Genomic DNA, 19,474 nt, shown 5'->3' on the forward strand with positions numbered 1-19,474 from the left:
CGGCGATACCGCTTTACACCCAGCGGCCCGATTACCCTTATGAGCGACAGGATCGACGTGCTTCACGTCGACGATGACCCTGCCGTGCTCGATCTTACGGCGGCATTTCTCGACCGCGAGCTCGACGACGTCAGGGTGACGAGCATCGATGACCCCGACGACGCCCTCGACGTGCTCGACGGGGCGACGGCAGAGCATACTGACGAAGAGAAAACACCGACACGGTTCGACTGTGTCGTGAGCGACTACGACATGCCGGCCATGAACGGCCTGGCGTTTTTCGAGCAGCTGCGGGCGATCGACTCCGCCGTGCCGTTCGTGCTGTACACGGGGAAGGGGAGCGAGGAGATCGCCAGCCAGGCGCTCAATGCGGGCGTCACCGGCTACTTCCAGAAGGGCGGTCCGGACCAACAGCGCCGGCTTGCCAATCGAGTGCGACAGGCCGTCGAGGAGCGCCGGACCCGAGACGTTGCCGACCGCTACTCCACCGTGCTTCGCGCGCTCGGGTACCCGGTGTACGTCGTCGACGAGACTGGCGTCTTCCAGTTTGTGAACGAGGAGTTCGCGGAGATGGTGGGCTACGACCGCGAGAAGATCATCGGGAGCAGACCGGGGTTGATGAAGGACGAGGAAACGGTCGCGGAGGCCGAAACCCGGCTTGGCGATGTCCTCTCCCACGAGGGTTCGGACGTTGCTCGCTTCGATATGGAGGTGGTGACCGCCGACGGCGACCGCGTCCCCTGTCGGGACCACATGGCGGCGCTCCCGTACGAGGGCGACTCGTTCCGCGGGAGCGTCGGCATCCTTCGGAACATTACCGACGAGCAGCGCCAACGGGCGGAGTTGGAGACCAAACGCAAGGCGATGGACGAAGCGCCCGTGGGGATCACCCTCACCGATCCGTCGCAGCCTGACAACCCGATGGTGTACGTCAACGACCGGTTCGTCGAGATGACGGGCTACGGTCGCGAGGAGGCCGTCGGCGAGAACTGCCGATTCCTCCAGGGCCGCGACACCGACCCGGAAGCGGTCGCCGAGCTCCGCACCGCCATTGAGGAGGGGCGACCGGGCACTACCGTGCTGCGGAACTACCGCAAGGACGGATCGGAGTTCTGGAACCGGGTGAGCGTCGCCCCGCTGCGGGACGAGGACGGGACGATCACCAACTGGGTGGGCTTTCAGGAGGACGTCTCGAAGTCGAAGCTCCGCGAAGCGGTCCTCGAACGGCAGAACGACCGGCTCGACGAGTTCGCGGGCATCGTCAGCCACGACCTACGAAACCCGCTGAACGTCGCGACGGGGCGACTCGACCTCGTTGCGGAGGCGCTCGCGGACGACCATTCCGCGACCGAGCACCTTCAGCCGGCGCTCGACGCGCTCGGTCGGATGGAGACGATCATCGACGACACTCTCACGCTGGCACGTGAGGGGGAAAGCGTGGGTGAGGCCGAGCCGGTTCGCCTGACGGAGATCGCCACCGAGAGCTGGGAGGGCGTCGAGACGGCCGATGCGGGTCTCGAAACCGTCGGCGACCGCACGCTACAGGCCGATCCCGACCGCCTGCGCAACCTCTTCGAGAACCTGTTCCGGAACGCGATCGAGCACGCAGGCCCCGAAACGACCGTCATCGTGGAGTCCACGGAGCGTGGCTTCGCCGTGAGCGACGACGGACCCGGTATCCTCCCGGAAAAACGTGAAACGGTGTTTCAGCCCGGACACAGTGGGAGCGAGGGCGGAACGGGGTTCGGGCTTGCGATCGTTCGAGAGGTCGCGGAGGCGCACGGCTGGTCGGTCGCCGTCGACTCCTCCGCGGCCGGCGGTGCGCGCTTCGAGGTGACCGGCGTGGACTCCACCGACGGTGTGGCCGACGGGCCGCGGACCACCGAGTCGGGCGCCGAATAGCAGCGTCCCTCCCACACAGGCGATCCGTCACCTCGGGGAAGCGAGCGCCCGCCAACCCGCATGGAAAACGGTTTACAACCTGCCGCAAATCTTGCGCGCATGAAGGTACACGTCGGCGCGGCGGCGACGCCCGAGGAAGCCGAAGCGATCGCGCGGTCGCTGGCGGAACATCTCGGCGTCGACGTCGACGTCCACGTCGGGGAGGACGATGAGCCCGCGGCGAGCGCGTCACCACCAGAAGTCGACTATCCGCTGGACGACGACCTCGGCCCGACCGACCGCGAGCGCGAGCTCCAGGCGGAGATCGACGACATCCTGGAGGGCGGACCCGAGAAGTACAAGCAGCGACTCCCCGACCAGGGGAAGCTGTTCGTCCGTGACCGGCTTGACCGCTGGTTCGGCGGCGAGGGCGGCACGCGGGGTGCGGGCGATGCCGACGCGGCCGGCGGCGACCCCGCTGGGCTCCACTTCGAGGACGGGAAGTTCGCGGCGTTCGACGACTGGCACCCGAACGCGCCCGACGGCGACGAGTACGACGACGGCGACCGGATTCCGGGCGACGGCCTGCTCACGGGCGCCGCCGAGTTCGAGGGGCGGGACCTCCACTTCATGGCGAACGACTTCACCGTGAAGGCGGGGTCGATGGCCGCCACGGGCGTCGAGAAGTTCCTCCGGATGCAACAGCGCGCCCTGAAAACTGGCAAGCCGGTGCTCTACTTGATGGACTCTTCCGGGGGCCGGATCGACCAACAGAGCGGCTTCTTCGCCAATCGCGAGGGGATCGGGAAGTACTACTACAACCACTCGATGCTCTCGGGTGCGGTCCCGCAGATCTGCGTGCTGTACGGTCCCTGTATCGCCGGCGCGGCCTACACCCCCGTCTTCGCCGACTTCACCGTGATGGTGGAGGGGATGTCGTCGATGGCGATCGCCTCCCCGCGGATGGTGAAAATGGTCACCGGCGAGGAGATCGACTTGGAGGAGCTCGGCGGCCCGGCGGTCCACGCGGAGCACTCCGGCTCCGCCGACCTCGTCGCGCGCGACGAGGAGCATGCCCGCGAACTCGTTGCCGACCTCATCACGTATCTGCCCGACCAGGCCGGCGAGAAACCGCCGAAATCGGAGCCGAAACCCCCGAAATTCTCGCCCGACGGGATCGACGAGCTGATCCCCGAGTCGCCGAACCGCCCGTACGACGTGCACGACCTGCTCGACCGGATCGCGGACGCCGAGAGCGTCTTCGAGGTGAAGGAGGGCTACGGCAAGGAGATCGTCACCGCCTTCTGCCGGATCGACGGCCGCCCGGTCGGCGTCGTCGCTAACCAGCCGACGGAGCGCTCGGGGGCGATCTTCCCGGACGCCGCCGAAAAGGCGGCCGAGTTCATCTGGACGTGTGACGCCTACGAGATTCCACTCCTCTACCTCTGTGACACGCCCGGCTTCATGGCCGGCTCACAGGTCGAGAAGGACGCCATTCTGGAGAAGGGGAAGAAGATGATCTACGCCACCTCCTCGGCGACGGTCCCCAAACAGACGGTCGTCGTTCGGAAGGCGTACGGCGCCGGCATCTACGCGATGGGCGGCCCCGCCTACGACCCCGAAAGCGTCATCGGGCTCCCTTCGGGCGAAATCGCGATCATGGGACCGGAAGCCGCCATCAACGCCGTCTACGCCCGCAAGCTCGCGGAGATCGACGACCCCGAGGAGCGCGCCGAGCGCGAGGCGGAGCTCCGCGAGGAGTACCGCCGCGACATCGACGTCCACCGCATGGCGAGCGAGGTCGTCATCGACGAGATCGTCGCCCCCTCCTCATTGCGCGCGGAGCTCGCCGCGCGCTTCGCGTTCTACGAGGACGTCGAAAAGGACCTACCGGACAAAAAACACGGAACGATCCTCTGATCGGAAACCGGAGGCCGCACCCTCACAGTTCCATCAGGGCGACCGCCGCGCCCTCCAGCCCCAGGGCGACGCCGACGAGCGCGCCGGCGTAGACGGTGGTGCCGACGAGCGAGGCGGCGACGAACCGCGTGCTCGTCACGTCGGCGGTCGCTGTCGGGAGTGCGAGCCAGCCACGCGTACCAGGGAGGGCGTTACTGACGGCGACTGCGGGAAGGCCCCACCGGTCGAACCAGCGGTCGGCGCCCGCCAGCCGCTCCTCGTCGACGGGCACCCCACGCAGATCGGTGGGGTCCACGTCGAAATGGCGCACGCCGACGAACACCAGCCCCTGGCCGATCGTCGCGCCGACGACGGCGGCCGCGAAGACGGGGAGGAACGCGAACGCGTCGGAGCCGGCAGTCACCACGACCGCCACGAACAGGGTTCGCGTGGGGATCAGCTTCCCCACCAGCGCGCCCTCCAGGATGAACACGCAGAGGAGGACGACGACCCCGTAGGTGGCGACGAGGTCGAGCACCGCGGCAGCAGCTGCCTGAAACATGGCCGATCTACGTCGTCGCGTCATATAGCTCTTGTAGTGGGCCAGCCGCTCACATGGCGCGGGGTCGCCGGCTTCACGATACGGCGTGTGAGGCGTTGCCGATACGACGCTTTTTGAGGGCGCCGAGCACAGATGCGGGCATGATAGAAACGGGCGTCAAGGCCCCCGACTTCATTTCGCCGGCGGTCTCCGAGGGGACGGCCGTCGAACTGGAGCTGTACCGGCTCATCGACAATCACCACGCCGTAGTGCTCTGTTTCGCTCCTGCGAACTTCGTGCCGACCTGTACGGCCGAGTTTGCGGCGATCCGGGATTCGGGGTGGGCGGCGGAGCGCGACCTCGCGGTCGTCGCGCTCACCGGCGACTCGCTGTTCGCGGGGTTCGCGTACGCCGACCGGTTCGACTTCCCGTTCCCCATCGTCTCGGACTTCCACGGCGGCGTCGCAGACTCCTACGACCTGCGCGCGGAGTCGTGGGAGGGCCACTCCGAGATCCCCCGGCGCGCGACGGTCGTGATCGACAACGACTGGACGGTCCGCTTCGCGGAGGCGACCACCGATGCGCTCGACCGGGCGGTGCCTTCGCCGGCCCAGAACGCGACCGCCACGCTTCGCGAGATCGGCGTTGACGTGGAGCGGCCGCGGGTGAACTACGACGGTCCCTGGTGAGGGAACGCGGCAGTTCTCGGAACCGGCTCAGAGCCGCCCGCGGTCCACGTCGTCCACGAGCTTGGAGGCCGCCGCGCGCCAGTCGTCCTCGGCGGCGCGGAACACCGTTTCAGCCCGCTCGTTCGCTTCCGCCACGACCTCGTCGACATCGACGCCGACGACGCTCCCGGCGGAGACGAGCTGGACGCCGTCCACGAACACGTCTCTGACCTCCCCGCCTGCGGCTCCGTAGACGAGGTTCGGGATCGCCGTGTGGAACGGCTCCGTCACGGTCGGCGCGACGCCGAGCGACCCGAGATCGCAGACGACCACGTCGGCACGCTTCCCGTGTGAGAGCGACCCCACGCGGTCCTCGATGCCGAGCGCGCGAGCGCCGCCCACCGTGAGCAGCTCCAGCGCATCCGCCGCGCCGAGCGCGGTCGGGTCGCCGGCGTCCGCCTTCGCCAGCATCGCCGCCGTCCGCGCCTCCCGAAGCGCGTTGTGGCCGCCAGGGCCAGGCGCTTGGTCGGTGCCGAGGCCGACGACGCCGTCGTACCCCCGGTACTCCACGATCGGCGGCACGATCCCGTCGATGGCGGTGATCGAGGAGGGGCAACCGACCATCCGGACGCCGTTGTCCGCGAGCGTCTCGCGCTCGTCGGACGTCGCTCCGTGGAGGTGGGCGGCCAGCAGATGGTCGCCGAGGAGGTGCTCCTCGTCGAGAACGCCGACAGTGGTCTCGCCGTCACCGTAGCGCGCGGCGATCTGCCGGCGCTCGCGCTCGCCCTGTGCGACGTGCATGTGGACGTTCCGGCCCTCCTCGCGGGCGCGTTCGGTGATCTCCCGAAGGAGGCCGAGCGACACCATGTCGAGCGCCTGCGGCCCATACGCCGGCTCCACGAGGGCGTCGTCCGCGAACTCGTCGAACAGCGACTCCGCGCGCTCCAGCGCCTCCTCGCCCTGCGCGCGGTTGAACGGGTACGGCTCGTCGGGACCGACCTCAGCGCGGTCGTCGGGCACCTCGTTTATCGTCTCCGTGGCGACGACGCGCACGCCGAGCGGGCGGTACACTTCCTCGACCAGTTCGCCGACCGCGCCGGCGTACTCGCAGACCGTCGTTGCGCCCGACGCCAGCGCCTCCAAGGCGGTGAGCCGGGCGCCGACGATGCCGTCCTCGGCGTCAACGTGGTTCGAGATCGGGCCGAGCGCGCGGTTCATCCACTCGATCTCGGGGACGTCCTGGGCCGCGCCGCGCACGATCGAGTGTCGACCGTGGACGTGGGCGTTGACGAACCCCGGCAGCGTGACGCAGCCGTCGCCGTCGACGGTGCGGTCGGCGGCCGCGGGGTCGACGGCGTCCGCCGGCCCGACGTAGGTGATCTCACCGTCGGTCCAGCCGACCGCGCCGTCGTCGACGACGCCGAGATCGCCGGTCGCGTCCGGCGTCCCCGGGTCCATCGTGATCAGGAGGGTGTCGGTGACGAGCGTGTCCATGTGTGCTCCTCGGCGGCGACTCAAAAGGGTGTACCGGTGGTTGGGGCTCGGTGAGGGTCGCCGTTGGGATCGAGCAGGATCGGAGTTCGCTTCTGGGTCGACGTGCCCTTTTAAACTCCGTTTTCAGATAGCCAGTCGGGTGACACAGCCGAGTGAGGGAACAAGCATGTTGAGCGAGATCGGGAGTGAGTATTGCAACTTGGAACCGAAGGGGTGGTATATAAATGATCGAGAGTAGGTGTGACGCCTGACTTATAAACGGGCGTGCGGTGCGGTGGCGCGCCCGGCGAGCGCCCCGCGGGCGCTCGTCGGCGCGCGAGGGAGTCGTCGCCGGAGGCGACGGCGAGGCTGGGGAGGCGTGAGGTGCGGTGTTGTGCTGTGCGGGGCGGGACTCAAAGGGGCAGCCGGCTCCGGGACGACGGGCGACGTAAGCACTCAAAAGGGCGAGCCGTGCGAGCCCTTTTGAGCGCGCAGCGAGCCCCTCGACCGGAGCCGGCTGGGGCTTTGCAGGCGGTCACCGCAGTATCGTCGGGCGCTTATAAACAGCTGTCAGCAACACTGCTCACTCACTTATAAACAACCACACAACTGATTTGATACACCTACTCCCGACATCATTCATCGAGGGTTCAGTATCGACCGCAGTTGGATCGAACTACATCGTCTCCCGAGTCAATCGGCCGGCTTGACAAGAACTAACTCGCGGCGGGCCCCTCCCTCACTCATGACAGGCTTTGCCGACCGAGTCGAGCGGATCAAGGTGAGCGGGATCCGTGAGGTGTTCGAGGCCGCCGGCGACGACGCGATCAACCTCGGGCTGGGACAGCCCGACTTCCCGACCCCTGACCATGCGCGAGAGGCCGCCGTCGAGGCGATCCGCGCGGGGCAGGCGGACGCCTACACGGGTAACAAGGGGATCGAACCGCTCCGGGAGGCGATCGCCGCCAAACACCGGCGGGACCAGGGCGTCGAGCTCGACCCTGCGAACGTGATCGCGACCGCCGGCGGGAGCGAGGCGCTCCACCTCGCCATCGAGGCGCACGTCAACTCCGGCGAGGAGGTGATCATCCCGGATCCCGGCTTCGTCTCCTACGACGCGCTCACGAAGATCGCCGACGGCGAACCGGTCCCCGTCGAGCTCCGTGACGACCTCACCATCGACCCGGCGGCGATCGAGGAGGCGATCACGGAGGATACGGCGGCGTTCATCGTCAACTCCCCCGGCAATCCGACCGGCGCGGTGTCGCCGCCGGAGGACGTCCGCGAGTTCGCGCGCATCGCGGACGAACACGACGTGCTCTGCATCTCCGATGAGGTGTACGAGTACACCGTCTTCGACGGCGAGCACCGGTCGCCCATCGAGTTTGCGGAGACGGACAACGTCGTCGTCGTCAACTCCGCCTCGAAGCTCTACTCGATGACGGGCTGGCGGCTCGGCTGGGTGTACGGCTCGGCTGACCGCGTGGACCGGATGGTGCGCGTCCACCAGTACGTCCAGGCGTGTGCGTCCGCGCCGGCGCAGTACGCCGCGGAGGCCGCGCTCACGGGCGACCGGAGCATCGTCGCGGAGATGACGGAGTCGTTCGAGCGCCGGCGCGACCTGCTGTTGTCCGGCCTGGAGGCCGCCGGCATCGAGTGTCCCACGCCGGGCGGCGCCTTCTACGCCATGCCGAAGGTGCCCGACGGCTTCGTGGAGGAGTGTCTCGACCGCGGCGTCGTCGTGGTGCCGGGCGACGCCTTCGGCGAGCACGGCGAGGGGTACGCCCGCATCTCGTACGCGACCGGCGAGGACGAGCTCCGCGAGGCGATCGCGATCATGCAGGACGCCTACGAGGCCGTGCGGTGAGGGAAAAGGCCTAACTCCCCGTCGCCACGATACCGCACGATGACCGACGACCCCGCCACCCGCTCGCTCCGGGTCGCCGCCCTCCTCTGGATCGGGCTGTACCTCGGCGTCTCCGCGGGGCTGTACCTCCTCTTTTGGACGGTTGAGGCCTTTCCGGTCCAGACGGGGCTGCCGACGCTCTCGCTGGGGCTCGGTGCCGTTATCACCGGCATCGCGCTCGTGGCGGTCGTCGCCGACCGCCTGTTGTTCGAGCGGGAGCCCGCCGACGTGCTCACCCGACAGTCGCTGTGGGTGCTCGTGCTCGTCGTCTCGACGGCGGCCGCGACCGCCGTCTTCCTCGTGGAGACCACGCTACTTCCCGGGACCGCCGTGATCCTTGGCGTCAGCGTCGCCGTCCCGAGCGTGATGTGTCTGTTCGCCGTCGTCAACCTGCTCCGGCACCGGTCGTTGGAGCACGGCGGCGACCGGGAGTGAGAATCGAGCCGGACCTTTAGGGTCCACGGCACCGTACCACACACCGATGGACCTCCTGCCGGTCGCCATCATCGTCGGCGTGCCGCTCGCCTGGCTGGTCGCGTTCGCGGCGTACGTCTACCGGGACGCACAGCGTCACGGGATGAACCACCGGAAGTGGGCGGCTATCGCCTTTTTCGTCCCCTTCTTCGGCTTCTTCGCGTACCTCTTCGAGCGCGGCGAGCTCGACTACGACCCCTCGGAGGACCCCTACGCCCGGCGCGAGGACGTCGAGGCGGGCTTCGCCGTCCACGAGTCACGTCGCGGCGAGAAGCCGACCGGGCCGGCGGGGACGACGGCCGACGAGGTGGGTGATGGCGGGACTGATGACGGGAAGAACGATGGCAACGAGTGGGAGGATCCGGCGGATGTCACGGTGCGGGACCGTGACGAGGAGGAGCGGAGTACGCGGGAATAGCGGGCTGTGCCGGAGCCGGTGGGCAGGGCAGGTAGGGCGCGACGGTTAGCCGTCGTCCGTCTGCTCGGCCAATATCCGCTCGGCGTGCTCGGCCGACTCGGCGAGCTCCCAGCGCACCTGCTCCGCGTCGCCGTACGCGAGCACTTCCTTCAGCTCGTCGCGGAGGACGCCGGCGCCGAATCCGACCGAGTTCCCGTCACCGTCCCCAAGCTCGTAGCAGGCGTAGCGGTTCGGGGCACCCCCGACTGTCCGGCGATCCAGATCGCGCCAGGGTTTGCGGAAGCTCACGACGCGACCCTCAGCGGTAGTCGTCGAGCCCGTCTTCGGGAGGGGCGACGATCTCGAAGCCGTGCTCGTTCCAGTTATCCTCCACGAAGACGAACACGCGGCCGCCGGCGACCTCCGGGTCGGCGACGATCGCGTTGCGATTTCCGCGGCGCTCGACGACGACGCCGGGGAACACTTCCTCGCGCTCGCCGTCGGCGAGGACGACGCGGCCGACGCCGGAGTCGCGGAGGATCTCGTCGTCGGTCTTCACGTCGTTGATGTACGTCATCACGCCCTCCGTCTCGGTGGGGTCGGTGACGAGGACGTGCGTCTCCTTGCCGGGGCCGGTGGTGAGCTCGCCCTCCACGGCCTCCGGCGGGTCGCGGTACAGCGTCGTCCGGCCGTCGAGATACTCGACGACCACGCCCTCCTCGACGAGGTCGATCCCGATGGAGGTCGGCGGCACGTCGCTGCGTGAAGGTGCGGACATGGCCGAGCGTACACCCGCCGGCCTCAAAAGGGGCGCGTTCGGATACCCGCCGGGACGGTCGAATTGAGACGCCGTGCGCCGCCGCCGACCGACCACGTGTCGGGAGGGTGTCAACTTTAGCTGAGAGATTACGGTAGAGTTACTGTAAACCGCTTCAGTCTGCGAGTTTTTGATGAAGAAGTCGAGCCAACTCGGCTTCTGAGAGAGTTTCCGGATCACGGGCAACGTCAGCTGCAAAGTCGATTGCCTCCGCAACACTCTCTAGGTCATGAGTGACCACGAGTTCGGCCAGCTTAGCGGCTGTTTCATCCGAGATCATGACCGTCGTATCCATCTGGCGGCGTAGATCGCTGTCTCAGTTGTATTACCGTATGCTGAGGTTGACACCCTTGGAGAGAAACGGTGAGATCCAGGTCAGGGGACCCTTTTAACTGGAATTAGGTGCCTAAGTCCCCTTCCTCAAGGAGCAACGCAGGGAGCGAAGCGACCGAGTAGTGCAGTAGGGAGGGGATACAGCGTTCACAAGAGCGGAGCTCTTGTGCGCGAACGAGACGCACAGCGTCTCGTCAACGCCGCACGGTTCTCAAACACGCCGTCAAAGCCACTCTCTGAAATCAACAATGTGCTACACAAGAGCGAACATATTTTGTGGTTCTTTCAGCCATTATATTCACATCTGAATATGCTATGGGGCGAATTGAAGCGGAGCAGTTCCGTTCACCTGTGAACGTCGAAGTCTCGGGGGTTGACCCGAGGCAGTTCACGATGCGACCAAAATACTCAGGGCCTTGGTCTAGTGTTCGTGGAACGGCTGCTGGGCGACCTCCCTCCGGAGGTCGGTCAACGCATCCCGGTTAGCGTCACTCGCAGCCGACATAACGGACAGGACTTCCTCGCGAGTAATCTTCACGTCGGTACTCGTAAGGGCGTCTTGTGGATTCTCGCTGAGCTCTCGGAGCGTCCCCACGGCCAGAAGGTACGGAACGGACCACGCCTCGATCGTGTTGCCATGTGAGAGTGGCATCGCTTCGAGATACGCCTGCCCGTGATCGAGGAAGGACCGAGCGTGATCTGCCGTCCGGCTCACCACACGAGCGGCTGGTTCCCGGTTCTCCGGCTCGATCGCTTCGTCCTGGTCCACGCCCTCGCTCTCAAACCACTCAGCGGGCAGGTAGACGTTGTTCTCCTCCGTGTAGTCGTCATGGACGTCCTTCGTCACGTTCACCAGCTGGAGCAGCTTGCCGAACTCCTCGTCGTTCTCATGGAGCCGGCGTTCGCGACCGTCCTCGATCTCGTTACGGGCAAGGAGGTTCGTGATCAGGTTACCAACTGTACCCGCAACGTAGTAGCAGTATTTTTCAAGCTCGTCCGGGTTCTCGATCCGGAGTCCGCCGGCGTCGGCATACCGGTCGATGAACATCTCCATCCCGTCGACCATCTCGAGGACTGGCGGCACGATCGCCGACCGCGCACCGGCGTCCAGCTCGTCGAACGTCGCGACGACAGTCGGCGAGCGGGCGACCACGTCCCAATCATCGTTCCGGTCGGCGGGGATCCACTCGTCGACGTCGGTGCGGAACGTCGCGATGTCCGTTTCCGTGTCCGGGTCGATCGCCCGACCGTACGTGTCGAGAAGGGTCGTCTGTGCTTCGGGTGGAATATGCCCAGCGTCTTCGACGGTATCGGCGATCCGGCAAAGGAGGTATCCGAGGCAGATGTGCGACGACATCGGCTCCTCTAGCAGATCAACCGTGAGCGCGAACGTTCTAGACACATCTTGGAGGGCATCGTGACACCACTCGGAATCGGGCTCTGGAGAGAAAGTACGTTGACTAGCCATACAATACCTCTAGTAAGAGGGGCTGGAGTGAAAAACCTCTGGGAAGGAAGATGACTCTCGGGAGTCCGTGCCAGTTCCCAGACACCGGCCGTGGCTGGTGTCTCCCCTCACGTCCGTAGCCGGTCCGACGGAATCCCGCTATCGCAGGACAGTGGCTGCTCGTCTTCTTGTGTCTCATAGTGATCACTGCGAATAGTTTCATGGACGGTGTCGAAAGACGCCGGTTCAGCAGCTCTCATCACCGACACGGATCGTCACGGCGGTGAACTACCCCACCCTACTCGCTCACGGCTGACGCCGTTCGCTCCCTGAGGGTGGGGCTTCCTGTTTCTACGACGCGCTTTGCAGACACTGAATGGGTGTCCGTAGCGAGCGCAGTCTCCACAGGCGTCTCTTCGGGCCATCCCAGCCCTAGCTCAGAAAAGCCTCTTTGCAAGACGTTCATCGCCGCATTCGCATCACGGTCACACTCAAATCCACACGATGGGCACGAATGCTCCCTGACCCAGATGGGTTTCGCCGTCTCTACACCGCACGACGCGCATTCTTTCGTCGTTCCTGCCGCTTCGACCTGAACGACGTGACAGCCGTACAACTCGGCTTTGTACTCAAGGAGCGTGATGAACTGTCGCCACGCCGCGTCCTGCTTGTTGCGAGCGTTGTGCGACTGTTCGAGCATTCCCTTCACGTTCAAGTCCTCAATGAACACTGCGTCGTACTCTTTGACGAGCCATGTCGTGAGTTTGTGCTGGTAGTCCAGCACCGTCCGCCGGATATGACGCTTGATTTTCGCCACTTCCCGGCGTTGTTTCTCGTAGTTGTTCGACTCGCGTTCTTTCCGTGAGAGCTTGCGTTGCTCGCGGCGGAGTCGTTCGTACTCGTCTTCGAAATCGAGCCACTCCACAGTCTTCCCGTCCGATGTGTAGATGTAGTTGAGGATGCCGAGATCGATTCCCACACTGTTGCTTGCATCCAACGAGTCTACGTCGGGTTTCTCAGGCAGGTCTTCCTCGTCGGTTTCAAGGCCGAAAGAGACGAACCACTCTCCGGTCGTCTCCTTTTTAATCGTGACTTCCTTGATGGATGCTTCGTCAGGGATTTCGCGGTGGTACCGGATGGTGATGTCACCGATTTTGGAGAGCCAGAGCGTTGCAGTGCGACCACTCGTGTTTTTGAGTTCGAAGCCAGACTGCGAATACGTGATACTCTGAAACTCTTTTGGTGACTTCCATTTGAGCATCCCGACCGTGTGACCGTTCTTTTTCTTCTCGGAGAGGTTTGAGAGGTTCTGATAGAACCGGGTGACGGTTCGTTGGAGTGCTTTCGAGTGAACCTCTGTGAATACCGGATACTCCTCTTTCCAGTCGGTGAGGCGGTCGTGATGCGTGTAGGCCGACCCAATGTTGTCAGCGTCTTTGTGGTTCGTGTATTCGTACCGTGTGAAGTTGTACGCTTGGCGATGAACGTCGATGTGATAGTCTACAGCCTCCGCCACCTCTTGTGTCAGGTAGGCGCGATAGCGGTGACTGTATTCCATCGCCATCTTTTGGTTAGGGATGTATTCGCTTAATGGTTTGTACTGATGTGCGGCGATTCATCCCCTCCCTACTCACTCCCGTTGGTCGCTCCTTGAGGGGGGGAATTCTCGCCTCAATTCTGGTAATCACCATCAAGCAATCGTCTTTAGCTAAGAGACGAACCGCGTGACAGCAACGGCTTATCGAGGCTACTCTCTGAAAGGGATGGGGCAGTCGAGTCTGTACACGACAACGGCTCCTCAACTCGAATTATGCGTCGGCTCACCACATTGTTTCCCTCCGAGTTCCTCGAAGAGCACGCCGAGCAACTCGACGTAGTCGAGCGAGAGGCAGGCTTCAGATCCCTGTCCTCGTGTGGGCGCTCGTGTTCGGCTTCGCCGTAGGGCTTCTGTCACCGGTTGACCCCCTCACTCGCAGAGTATCTCCGCGACCTCATCGACCGCGGCCTCGACGAGGTCGCTGTTCCTGGCGCTGTTGATGCTGACATCGACCGCTTCCAGGACGTGATGATCGCTGATGGAACCGTTCTACGGCTTCACGAGCTCCTTTCTGAAGAGTTCCAAGCCCGCCACGAGAAGCAGACTGGAGCGAAGCTCCGTCTGCTCCAGAATGCCACTAATCGGACGATCGAACGACTAGACGGTACCGACGAGAAAGCGCACGATAGCGTCGTTCAAGACCGGATCGTGGCTTGAAGGACGGCTGGTTCTGCTCGATCTGGCCGACTTCAAGTACCGTCGGTTTGCGCTGATCGATGAGAACGACGGCTACTTCGTGAGTCGGGTGAAGCGGAACGCCAATCCGGTGATAACGGAGGAATTATGGGCATGTCGCGGGTGCGCCATTCTCTTGGAAGGCGAGAAGATCCACGATGTCATCGATGAGCTGCACGGTGAATACATCGATGTAGAGGTCGAGGTGGGGTTCAAGCGAGGGCCGCATGAGGGGACGCGGTCACGAGGTACGAGGCGATTTCGCGTCGTCGTCCGCAACGAGGACGCCGACGACTACCATCTGTACATGACGAATCTGCCGCGAGAGAGGTTCTTGCCGGAGGATATAGCCACGCTGGATCGGTGTCGGTGGGAGGTGGTGTTGCTGTTCCATGAGTGGAAGACGCAGTACGAACCGGACGAGTTCGACACGAGCAACCCGGTCGTGTAGAGGTTTTGCGCTACGCGGCGTTGCTGTCATTGCTGGTGAACCGCGATCTGTTGGATCTCGTCACCAAGCAGGCGGCTGATGAACTCGTGTTTCCGCCGGAACGCTGGGCGGCGGCCTTCCGGTCGCACGCCCGGCTCATCCTTCATGAACCCGGCGAGTACCTCGGCTACTCGCCACCGCCGCTGTTGACGCGGCTGATCGAGGACGCACGGAAGATCCACAAGCAACGACAGATACTGCAAGAGACACTCGCTACCGCCATGCAACCGAGGTGTGAGGCTTCGCGAAAGACGAAACTTCTTGATGTTTCCTTGCGGAGCACCCGTATGAGCAACGGACTCTCGCTTCTCGTGATCGGCCCACATCCGGACGACTGTTCAATCAAGGCCGGAGGCATCGCGGCCCACTATGTCGACGCCGGACACGACGTGACGTTTCTCTCCGTCACTGACGGCAGCGCTGGCCACCACGAAATGGACCGATCATCGCTCGCCGCACGGCGGAAACGCGAAACGGAGGCCGTCGCGGAGACGCTCGGAGTGGACTACGAGTGGTTCGGCGTTCGCGATGGCGAGCTAGAACCGACGTTAGCGCTCCGCAAACGTCTCATTCGATTCATTCGGCGGCTCGATCCTGATCTGATATTGGGGCCCCGACCGAACGACTACCACCCCGATCACCGCTATTGCGCGCAGGTCGTTCGTGATGCGGCGTACATGCTCATCGTTCCCAACGTCTGTCCGGATGCTCCTCCGATTGATTCGATGCCCGTGTTCGGCTATGTCGCTGACGGCTTCACGAAACCGAGCCCGTTCGATCCGGATGTCGTCGTCGATGTCACGCCAGTCGAAGCGGCCAAGATAGATGCACTCCACTGCCACGAGTCGCAGATGTACGAGTGGCTACCATTCACGTTCGGTGCGCTTGACTCGGTCCCGGAAGGCGACGCGGAACGGCGGGCGTGGCTAGCTGACGACGGCGTCGACCACCTCGTCAGCGTCACGGAAATGAACGTGGCCGATCGGTTCCGTGATCTGCTGCGTGAGCGATACGGGCCCGATGCTGACGCGGTGACTCATGCGGAGGCAGTCGAGATATCCGAGTACGGCGCGCCGCTCGATGAGACGACCCGGGAGCGGCTATTTTTCATGTGACTCCACCTCCATTGAGTCGCTGACCCCGGAGTATATGCCGGCGGCGGCGGCAACCGTGTGTATGAACCGTAAATCCGTCTACGACCGGTGGGGGGTCCCGGAAGTGATCAACGCAACGGGAACGAAGACGCGCATCGGTGGGAGCCGGATCCGCCCCGAGGCAGTCGAGGCGATGGCCGAAGCCGCCGAGTCGTTCGTCAGACTCTCCGACCTCCAAGCCGCTGCGAGCGACCGGATCGCCGAGGTCACCGGCGCGGAAGCTGGCTACGTCACCAACGGTGCAGCCGGCGGTATGGTGCTGGCCGCGGCCGCGTGTATCGCCGGCGACGACCTCGGGGCCATGTCGCGGCTGCCCGAGACGAGCGGGGTCGCCGACGAGATCGTGATGGCACGGACTCACCGGACCGGCTACGACCACGCGTTTCGGACCGCGGGAGCGTCGATCGTCGAAATCGGGACGAACGACCGGTACCTCGGGACCGGCTCGCGGGACGTCGAACCGTGGGAGTACGCCGACGCGATCGGCGAGGAAACGGCCGCGATCGGCCACGTGTACAAGTCCTACGGGACGCCACCGCTCGCGGAGGTGTGTGCGATCGCCCACGACCACGACGTCCCGGTGATCGTCGACGCGGCCGCTGAGGTGCCGCCGGCGTCGAACCTCTCGTGGTTCACCGAGCAGGGCGCGGACCTCGTCGCGTTCAGCGGCGGGAAGGGGATCCGCGGCCCGCAGACGACCGGCATCCTCGCGGGCCGGCAGGACCTGATCCGGTCGGTCGCACGCCAGCAGCTCGACATGCACGCGGCCGAGGCGGTTTGGGACCCGCCGTCACGGCTGGTCGACGCCGACGCGCTCGACGGCGTTCCCAAACAAGGGATCGGGCGACCGCTCAAGGTCGGCAAGGAGGAGCTCGCCGGGCTGCTCGCCGCGCTCGACGCGTTCCTCGACGAGGACGAGGAGGCCCGTGTCGCCGAGTGGCACGACCGAGCGGAGCGGCTGGCGGCGGGCGTGACGACCGCAACCGGGCTTTCGGCGCGGGTCGGCACGAGCGGGCGGTCGGTCGCCCCGGAGGTCGTCGTCACGGTCGATGGCGCCGGCTCCGCGGCCGATCTCGTCGGGCGGCTCCGCTCCGAGGAGCCCCGCGTGTTTGTCGGCGCCGACTCGATCGCCGACGGGGAGTTCACGCTCAATCCGATGTGTCTCACCGACGATGAGGCCAACTACGTCGTCGAGCGGATCGTCTCGCTGGCCGGGGACGACGCCGATGGCACCGCCGAGGACGCCACCGGGGGTGCCGCCGATGGCGCCACCGAGGGGGAGTGACCACGATGCGCGCGATCGTCGTGACATCCGAGACGGAGACCCCACACGTCCGCGAGATCGACCGTCCCGAACCGGGCCCGGGAGAGGCGCTGATCCGGGTCCTCCGCGTCGGCATCGACGGCACCGACCACGAGGTGATCGCGGGCGGCCACGGCGGCTACCCCGAGGGGATGTCACACCTCGTGTTGGGTCACGAGGCGATCGGCGTCGTCGAGGACCCGAACGGGACCGCTCTCGACGCGGGCCAGCTCGTAGTCCCGACGGTCCGCCGGCCGGTCGAGGACGGGCCGACGACCTACTTCGAGCGCGGCGAGCCGGACATGGCCCCCGAAAGCCACTACGTCGAGCGCGGGATCGCCGGTGCACACGGGTTCATGGCCGAGTTCATCACCAGCCCGGCGGAGTTCCTGGTTCCGGTCCCGCCCGCGTTCGCGGAGACAGGCTTTCTGATCGAGCCGATCAGCAACGTCGAGAAGGCGCTCGCGCTCGCACGCGCGTCACGATCCGGCTTCGAGTGGACTCCCGAGAGCGCGATGGTGCTCGGGAACGGGCCGTTGGGACTGTTGTCGGTCGGACTGTTGGATGCGGCCGGCTTCGACCGGCTCTACTGTCTCGGCCGGCGGGACCGCCCCGACCCGACGATCGAGGTCGTCGAACGGCTCGGAGCCACCTACGTCGACTCCCGCGAGCACCCGCTCCGGGAGATCCCCGACAATCACGAGCCGATGGACCTCGTGTTCGAGGCGACGGGTCACGCGCCCCACGCCTTCGAGACGATCGACCTGCTCGCGCCCAACGGCGTCGGCGCGCTGTTGGGGATCCCGGGCGACGACTCGGTCACGCTCGACGCGGGACGGCTTCACCGCGAGTTCGTCCTGTCGAACAAGGCGCTCGTCGGCAGCGTCAACTCCAGCGTTCCGCATTTCCGTGCCGCGCTCGACACGCTGGAGGCGTTCCCCGACTGGCTCGCCGACGCCGTGATCACCGACGTGTTCGGCCCCGACGAGGTGGGATCGGCCTTCGAGCGCGACGACGACCGGATCAAGTCGGCGATCGAGTTCGACACGCTCTGAGGACCGGCCCCGGCCTCGGCACGCTCCGAGGATCCGTCCTTCGAGCCCTCTCGGACGAACGCGACCACCGTGTGAACTATACGCTCCCGGGGAGCGGGACGAGACATGACCACTGACGGATTCGGCATCGGCGTCGTCGGCTGCGGGTTCATCACGCGCGAACGACACCTCCCGAGCGTCGAATATCTCCCCAGCGTCCACGTCGCGGGACTCCGGAACCGAACGCGGAGCACGGCCGAGACGGTCGCGGAGACGTGTCGTGAGGAGGGCTGGGGCGATCCGACCGTGGCCGATTCGGTCACGGAGCTGGTCGCGGATCCCACGGTCGACGGACTGTGGGTCACCTCACCGAACTTCACGCGTGCCGACGTGATCGACGAGGCGGTCGACGCGCTCGAGGACGGCGCGACCCTTCAGGGGATCGCCATGGAGAAGCCGGTCGCCCGGAATCTCACCGAGGCGACCCGGATCCTCGACCGCGTCGAGTCCGCCGGCGTTCCACACGCCTACTTGGAGAACTGGCCGCACGAACCGGACATCAGCGGACTGCGGGAGTTGTTGTGGTCGCGCGGGCGGGAGGCCGGGCGGCCGTACCTCGCGCGGTCACAGGCGGAACACGCCGGACCCCACTCGGCGTGGTTCTGGGACGGGGCAAAACAGGGCGGCGGCGCACTGACTGACATGCTCTGTCACGCGCTCGCGGGCAACGAGGTACTGCTGTCGGACCCGGCTCGTGACGCGGGAGATGACGCGGCCGACGGCGGCCTCACACCGGTTTCCGTGACCGCGGACACGGAGACGCTCAAGTGGGGTCGCGAGGAGTACGCGGAAGCGCTCCGCGAGGAACACGGCGTGGACTACGAGACGAACCCGGCGGACGACTACGCCCGGGCGACGGTGCGGTACGAGGACGCCGAGGGGGCCCCAGTCGTCTCGGAGGCGACCGGGTCGTGGTGTTACGTCGGATCGGGCGTGCGGCGGACGATAGAGCTGCTTGGCCCGGAGTACTCCGGACAGGTCCTCTCGGATGAGGCGGCATCCAGCATCTTTCTCTCCGACGCCGTCGGCGACGGCGAGGGCTGGGCCGAGAAACAGAACGCGACGAGCGGGCGAACGCCCATCGCCGCCGCGGATGTCGTGAAGGGCGGGTTCGTCGCCGAGAACCGCGATGCAGTCGAGTCGTTCCGCGCCGGCGAGAACGGCGCGTTGGACGTGACCGACGGCTATCGGGTGTTGAAGATCTGCATGGCCGCATACAAGTCCGCGGAGGAGGGTCGCGAGATCGTCCTTTCCGACGCCGACCTCGACGGCTATACGCCGCCGCCGGCACGGCGCTGAGTGGAGCGGGATCCCGCGTCAGGAAC

The 19,474-nt window shown here is 65.7% G+C and carries 17 protein-coding genes and 1 pseudogene; 11 read left to right on the top strand and 7 right to left on the bottom strand.

Features of this window, described 5'->3' with window-relative positions:
* Positions 1-39 precede the first annotated feature (39 nt).
* Positions 40-1,902, top strand: coding sequence for a PAS domain S-box protein (locus tag ACYQ07_RS02830; RefSeq protein ID WP_459877097.1), 1,863 nt, complete (start codon positions 40-42; stop codon positions 1,900-1,902).
* A gap of 99 nt (positions 1,903-2,001) precedes the next feature.
* Complete coding sequence (locus ACYQ07_RS02835) at positions 2,002-3,801, top strand: acyl-CoA carboxylase subunit beta (protein WP_459877099.1); 1,800 nt, start codon at positions 2,002-2,004, stop codon at positions 3,799-3,801.
* Positions 3,802-3,823: 22 nt separating this feature from the next.
* On the opposite strand, the gene ACYQ07_RS02840 is transcribed toward ACYQ07_RS02835, so the two are convergent.
* A complete protein-coding gene (locus ACYQ07_RS02840) occupies positions 3,824-4,342 on the bottom strand; it encodes a DedA family protein (RefSeq protein ID WP_459877102.1) in 519 nt (172 codons plus the stop codon).
* 140 nt (positions 4,343-4,482) lie between these two features.
* On the opposite strand from ACYQ07_RS02840, the gene ACYQ07_RS02845 reads away from it, so the two are divergent.
* Positions 4,483-5,010 (top strand): redoxin domain-containing protein, encoded by a 528-nt coding sequence (locus ACYQ07_RS02845; RefSeq protein ID WP_459877105.1) that lies wholly within the window; start codon positions 4,483-4,485, stop codon positions 5,008-5,010.
* A gap of 27 nt (positions 5,011-5,037) precedes the next feature.
* Here ACYQ07_RS02845 and ACYQ07_RS02850 read toward each other — a convergent pair whose 3' ends face one another.
* On the bottom strand, positions 5,038-6,483 hold the full coding sequence (locus ACYQ07_RS02850) for an amidohydrolase family protein (RefSeq protein ID WP_459877108.1): 1,446 nt from the start codon (positions 6,481-6,483) through the stop codon (positions 5,038-5,040).
* A gap of 724 nt (positions 6,484-7,207) precedes the next feature.
* Here ACYQ07_RS02850 and ACYQ07_RS02855 point away from each other — a divergent pair.
* Genes ACYQ07_RS02855 through ACYQ07_RS02865 form a run of 3 tightly spaced genes read left to right on the top strand, consistent with a single transcriptional unit; the run spans position 7,208 to position 9,260 of the window.
* The gene (locus tag ACYQ07_RS02855; protein WP_459877111.1) at positions 7,208-8,329 is read left to right on the top strand and encodes a pyridoxal phosphate-dependent aminotransferase; all 1,122 of its coding nucleotides are present in this window, start codon (positions 7,208-7,210) and stop codon (positions 8,327-8,329) included.
* A 39-nt stretch (positions 8,330-8,368) separates the two neighbouring features.
* The gene (locus ACYQ07_RS02860) at positions 8,369-8,803 is read left to right on the top strand and encodes a hypothetical protein (protein WP_459877114.1); all 435 of its coding nucleotides are present in this window, start codon (positions 8,369-8,371) and stop codon (positions 8,801-8,803) included.
* Positions 8,804-8,849: 46 nt separating this feature from the next.
* Entirely contained in the window at positions 8,850-9,260 is a 411-nt protein-coding gene (locus tag ACYQ07_RS02865; protein ID WP_459877117.1) for a hypothetical protein, read from the top strand.
* A gap of 45 nt (positions 9,261-9,305) precedes the next feature.
* Here ACYQ07_RS02865 and ACYQ07_RS02870 read toward each other — a convergent pair whose 3' ends face one another.
* The 5 genes from ACYQ07_RS02870 to ACYQ07_RS02890 form a co-directional block, all read right to left on the bottom strand.
* Complete coding sequence (locus ACYQ07_RS02870; RefSeq protein WP_459877120.1) at positions 9,306-9,548, bottom strand: DUF7508 domain-containing protein; 243 nt, start codon at positions 9,546-9,548, stop codon at positions 9,306-9,308.
* Positions 9,549-9,558: 10 nt separating this feature from the next.
* Positions 9,559-10,017 carry a DUF5796 family protein gene (locus tag ACYQ07_RS02875; RefSeq protein ID WP_459877123.1) on the bottom strand — a complete coding sequence of 153 codons (459 nt, stop codon included), beginning with the start codon at positions 10,015-10,017 and terminating at the stop codon, positions 9,559-9,561.
* Between the two features lie 154 nt (positions 10,018-10,171).
* On the bottom strand, positions 10,172-10,336 hold the full coding sequence (locus ACYQ07_RS02880) for a hypothetical protein (protein ID WP_459877125.1): 165 nt from the start codon (positions 10,334-10,336) through the stop codon (positions 10,172-10,174).
* Between the two features lie 474 nt (positions 10,337-10,810).
* Positions 10,811-11,857 carry a phytoene/squalene synthase family protein gene (locus tag ACYQ07_RS02885; protein ID WP_459877127.1) on the bottom strand — a complete coding sequence of 349 codons (1,047 nt, stop codon included), beginning with the start codon at positions 11,855-11,857 and terminating at the stop codon, positions 10,811-10,813.
* A gap of 277 nt (positions 11,858-12,134) precedes the next feature.
* On the bottom strand, positions 12,135-13,394 hold the full coding sequence (locus ACYQ07_RS02890) for an RNA-guided endonuclease InsQ/TnpB family protein (protein WP_459880205.1): 1,260 nt from the start codon (positions 13,392-13,394) through the stop codon (positions 12,135-12,137).
* A 252-nt stretch (positions 13,395-13,646) separates the two neighbouring features.
* On the opposite strand from ACYQ07_RS02890, the pseudogene ACYQ07_RS02895 reads away from it, so the two are divergent.
* The 5 genes and pseudogenes from ACYQ07_RS02895 to ACYQ07_RS02915 all read left to right on the top strand — a co-directional run.
* Positions 13,647-14,840: pseudogene (locus tag ACYQ07_RS02895) on the top strand (IS4 family transposase); the annotation flags it as partial.
* Positions 14,841-14,885: 45 nt separating this feature from the next.
* Positions 14,886-15,713, top strand: coding sequence for a PIG-L deacetylase family protein (locus ACYQ07_RS02900; RefSeq protein ID WP_459880208.1), 828 nt, complete (start codon positions 14,886-14,888; stop codon positions 15,711-15,713).
* A 61-nt stretch (positions 15,714-15,774) separates the two neighbouring features.
* Positions 15,775-17,037 carry an aminotransferase class V-fold PLP-dependent enzyme gene (locus ACYQ07_RS02905; RefSeq protein ID WP_459877129.1) on the top strand — a complete coding sequence of 421 codons (1,263 nt, stop codon included), beginning with the start codon at positions 15,775-15,777 and terminating at the stop codon, positions 17,035-17,037.
* Between the two features lie 5 nt (positions 17,038-17,042).
* A complete protein-coding gene (locus tag ACYQ07_RS02910; RefSeq protein ID WP_459877132.1) occupies positions 17,043-18,110 on the top strand; it encodes a glucose 1-dehydrogenase in 1,068 nt (355 codons plus the stop codon).
* Positions 18,111-18,215: 105 nt separating this feature from the next.
* Entirely contained in the window at positions 18,216-19,448 is a 1,233-nt protein-coding gene (locus ACYQ07_RS02915) for a Gfo/Idh/MocA family protein (protein WP_459877135.1), read from the top strand.
* The last annotated feature ends 26 nt before the right edge of the window (positions 19,449-19,474 follow it).

The sequence above is a fragment of the Halorubrum gandharaense genome (assembly GCF_054654575.1).

Coding starts and splice junctions, on each gene's coding strand:
- ACYQ07_RS02830 (WP_459877097.1), top strand. CDS start 40: ATGAGCGACAGGATCGACGTGCTTCACGTCGACGATGACCCTGCCGTG.
- ACYQ07_RS02835 (WP_459877099.1), top strand. CDS start 2,002: ATGAAGGTACACGTCGGCGCGGCGGCGACGCCCGAGGAAGCCGAAGCG.
- ACYQ07_RS02840 (WP_459877102.1), bottom strand. CDS start 4,342: ATGTTTCAGGCAGCTGCTGCCGCGGTGCTCGACCTCGTCGCCACCTAC.
- ACYQ07_RS02845 (WP_459877105.1), top strand. CDS start 4,483: ATGATAGAAACGGGCGTCAAGGCCCCCGACTTCATTTCGCCGGCGGTC.
- ACYQ07_RS02850 (WP_459877108.1), bottom strand. CDS start 6,483: ATGGACACGCTCGTCACCGACACCCTCCTGATCACGATGGACCCGGGG.
- ACYQ07_RS02855 (WP_459877111.1), top strand. CDS start 7,208: ATGACAGGCTTTGCCGACCGAGTCGAGCGGATCAAGGTGAGCGGGATC.
- ACYQ07_RS02860 (WP_459877114.1), top strand. CDS start 8,369: ATGACCGACGACCCCGCCACCCGCTCGCTCCGGGTCGCCGCCCTCCTC.
- ACYQ07_RS02865 (WP_459877117.1), top strand. CDS start 8,850: ATGGACCTCCTGCCGGTCGCCATCATCGTCGGCGTGCCGCTCGCCTGG.
- ACYQ07_RS02875 (WP_459877123.1), bottom strand. CDS start 10,017: ATGTCCGCACCTTCACGCAGCGACGTGCCGCCGACCTCCATCGGGATC.
- ACYQ07_RS02880 (WP_459877125.1), bottom strand. CDS start 10,336: ATGATCTCGGATGAAACAGCCGCTAAGCTGGCCGAACTCGTGGTCACT.
- ACYQ07_RS02885 (WP_459877127.1), bottom strand. CDS start 11,857: ATGGCTAGTCAACGTACTTTCTCTCCAGAGCCCGATTCCGAGTGGTGT.
- ACYQ07_RS02890 (WP_459880205.1), bottom strand. CDS start 13,394: ATGGAATACAGTCACCGCTATCGCGCCTACCTGACACAAGAGGTGGCG.
- ACYQ07_RS02900 (WP_459880208.1), top strand. CDS start 14,886: ATGAGCAACGGACTCTCGCTTCTCGTGATCGGCCCACATCCGGACGAC.
- ACYQ07_RS02905 (WP_459877129.1), top strand. CDS start 15,775: ATGAACCGTAAATCCGTCTACGACCGGTGGGGGGTCCCGGAAGTGATC.
- ACYQ07_RS02910 (WP_459877132.1), top strand. CDS start 17,043: ATGCGCGCGATCGTCGTGACATCCGAGACGGAGACCCCACACGTCCGC.
- ACYQ07_RS02915 (WP_459877135.1), top strand. CDS start 18,216: ATGACCACTGACGGATTCGGCATCGGCGTCGTCGGCTGCGGGTTCATC.